General features: G+C 74.3%; 3 protein-coding genes. All 3 read left to right on the forward strand.

Annotated elements, in window-relative coordinates; genetic code table 11:
* Positions 1-170 precede the first annotated feature (170 nt).
* The 3 genes from ACFW1A_RS40170 to ACFW1A_RS40180 all read left to right on the forward strand — a co-directional run bounded on the left by ACFW1A_RS40170 (position 171) and on the right by ACFW1A_RS40180 (position 2197).
* Entirely contained in the window at positions 171-758 is a 588-nt protein-coding gene (locus ACFW1A_RS40170; protein WP_380418634.1) for a 50S ribosomal protein L25/general stress protein Ctc, read from the forward strand.
* 90 nt (positions 759-848) lie between these two features.
* Positions 849-1424: an aminoacyl-tRNA hydrolase gene (gene pth, locus ACFW1A_RS40175; RefSeq protein ID WP_380418636.1), complete on the forward strand. Its 576-nt coding sequence runs from the start codon at positions 849-851 to the stop codon at positions 1422-1424.
* Positions 1425-1564: 140 nt separating this feature from the next.
* On the forward strand, positions 1565-2197 hold the full coding sequence (locus ACFW1A_RS40180) for a hypothetical protein (RefSeq protein WP_380418638.1): 633 nt from the start codon (positions 1565-1567) through the stop codon (positions 2195-2197).
* Positions 2198-2246: the final 49 nt, after the last annotated feature.

The raw sequence follows: 2246 nt of genomic DNA on the forward strand, positions 1-2246 counted from the left end.
CTGCGTCGCGCTCCGGTTAGACTTGCGAAACTGCTCGGCGAGGGATGCCTACTGCGCTCCGTGATCGACGCGCTGGACTCTATTCCGCCGAGCCGACCCCATGTACTTGAGGGTGTGGTCCCGGCGGTTTTCGCTATCTGCACCCCGCTTTCCCACGCAGGAGTGCAGACATGTCCGAGATCCGCCTCGCCGCCGAGCCCCGCAACGAGTTCGGCAAGGGTGCCGCCCGCCGCGCCCGCCGCGCCGGCCTCGTCCCCGGTGTCGTCTACGGCCACGGCCACGCGCCGGTCCACCTGAACCTCCCGGGCCACGAGCTGATGATGGCGCTCAAGACCCCGAACGCCCTGCTGGTCGTCCCGATCGAGGGCAAGGACGAGTTCGTCCTCCCGAAGGCCGTGCAGCGCGAGGCCATCAAGCGCACCATCGAGCACGTCGACCTGCTGCTGGTCAAGCGCGGCGAGAAGGTCACCGTCGAGATCCCGGTGCACACCGAGGGCGAGCTGGCCCCCGGCGGCAACCTGGTCGAGCACGTGCTGAACGCGCTGCCGATCGAGGCCGAGGCCACCCACCTGCCCGAGGCCGTCACCGTCTCGGTCGAGGGCCTGGAGGCCGGCGCCTCCATCCTGGCCGGCGACATCAAGCTGCCCGCCAACGTCTCGCTGGCCGTCGAGGCCGACGCCGTGGTGCTGCAGATCATCGGCGCCCAGGCCGCCCCGGCCGAGGACGAGGCCGCCGAGGAGGAGGCCGCCGAGGCCTGAGCCTCGCGGTAGTTCCCCGCTTCGCTGCCCCGGCTCCCGTTCAATGGGAGTCGGGGCAGCGCCATGAGGTCCCGACGGAGGGAGTTCCAAATGACCGAGTACAGCGGCCCCTGGCTGGTGGTGGGGCTGGGCAACCCGGGCGAGGGCTACGCCCGCAACCGGCACAACATCGGCTTCATGGTGGTCGACCTGCTGGCCCAGCGGATGGGGGCCAGGTTCAAGGCGCACAAGAGCCGGGCCCAGGTGGCCGAGGGGCGCCTGGCGGGCCAGAAGGTGGTGCTGGCCAAGCCGATGAGCTTCATGAACCTCTCCGGCGGCCCGGTGGCGGCGCTGCGCGACTTCTACAAGGCGCCCACCCCGGCGCTGGTCGCGGTGCACGACGAGCTGGACGTGGACTACGCGGCGCTGCGGCTCAAGCAGGGCGGCGGGGACAACGGCCACAACGGGCTGAAGTCCATCACCAAGGCGCTCGGCCCGGACTACTACCGGGTGCGCTGCGGGGTGGGCCGTCCGCCGGGCCGGATGGAGGTGGCCGACTTCGTGCTCAAGGACTTCTCCTCCACCGAGCGCAAGGAGCTGGACTGGTTCGTGGACCGGGCCGCCGACGCCGTCGAGGCGCTGCTGACGGAAGGTCTGGAGCGGGCCCAGGGCACGTACAACTCCTGACGGCCCGTCGGTACCCCGGGCAGCCCGGTGGCCGCCAGGGCAACAGTCGTACAACTCTTCCCCGCAGCCCCCGTTCCGGTGCCGGAGCGGTCCGTTCCATCGGGTACGGTCGAGCCGGACTTGGGAAGGTGGGGGCGCTGGTGGGCGCGGGGTTGGGTACGGCACGGACGGCCGGTACGTGGGTTCTGGCGAGCGCGGTGGTGCTCGGCGGTGCGGCACTGGCCTGGGGCGAACCGGTGGGCGCCTCGCCCGCCGCGCAGGCGAGCGGGCCGGCCACGGCCCCCGACAGTCCGCCGCCCGCGGGCAGCGGGGCGAGCGCCCCGGCCACCCCGGGCGGCTCGCCGAGCCCCTCGGCCACGCCCGACTGCCCGCCGGCACCGATCGCCACCGCCACCGCCAGCCCCACGCCGACCGCGCCGCCCCCGGCCTCGCCCAGCAGCACGCACGGCGCCTGCCCCACCCCCAGCCCCTCGCCGACGCCGACCGGCAGCCGCACCGTCGCGCTGGCCGGCGGCGCCCGCACGGGCGGCCGGGCGCACCAGGCGCTGCCGGGCGGCGCGCCCTCCGCGGTGGCCGTGCAGCTGGTCGACGCCCCCTCGGCGAGCGCCGACCCCAGCAGCACCCCCGCCCCGGTGGCCGGCGAGTTCTCCGGCACCATCGTCACCACCTTCGGCGGCGACGCCGGGCTGACCGCGGTGGGCGGCGGACTGTTCCTGGCGGCCGGCGGCGGGGCGATGTGGCTCAAGCGCCGGCACGCGGCCAAGAAGGCCTGACGGCGCTCCAGAACCACGCGAACGGCCCCCCGCCTCGGGCGGGGGGCCG

Origin of the sequence: Kitasatospora sp. NPDC058965, assembly GCF_042741245.1 — a bacterium.
Classification (GTDB): domain Bacteria; phylum Actinomycetota; class Actinomycetes; order Streptomycetales; family Streptomycetaceae; genus Kitasatospora.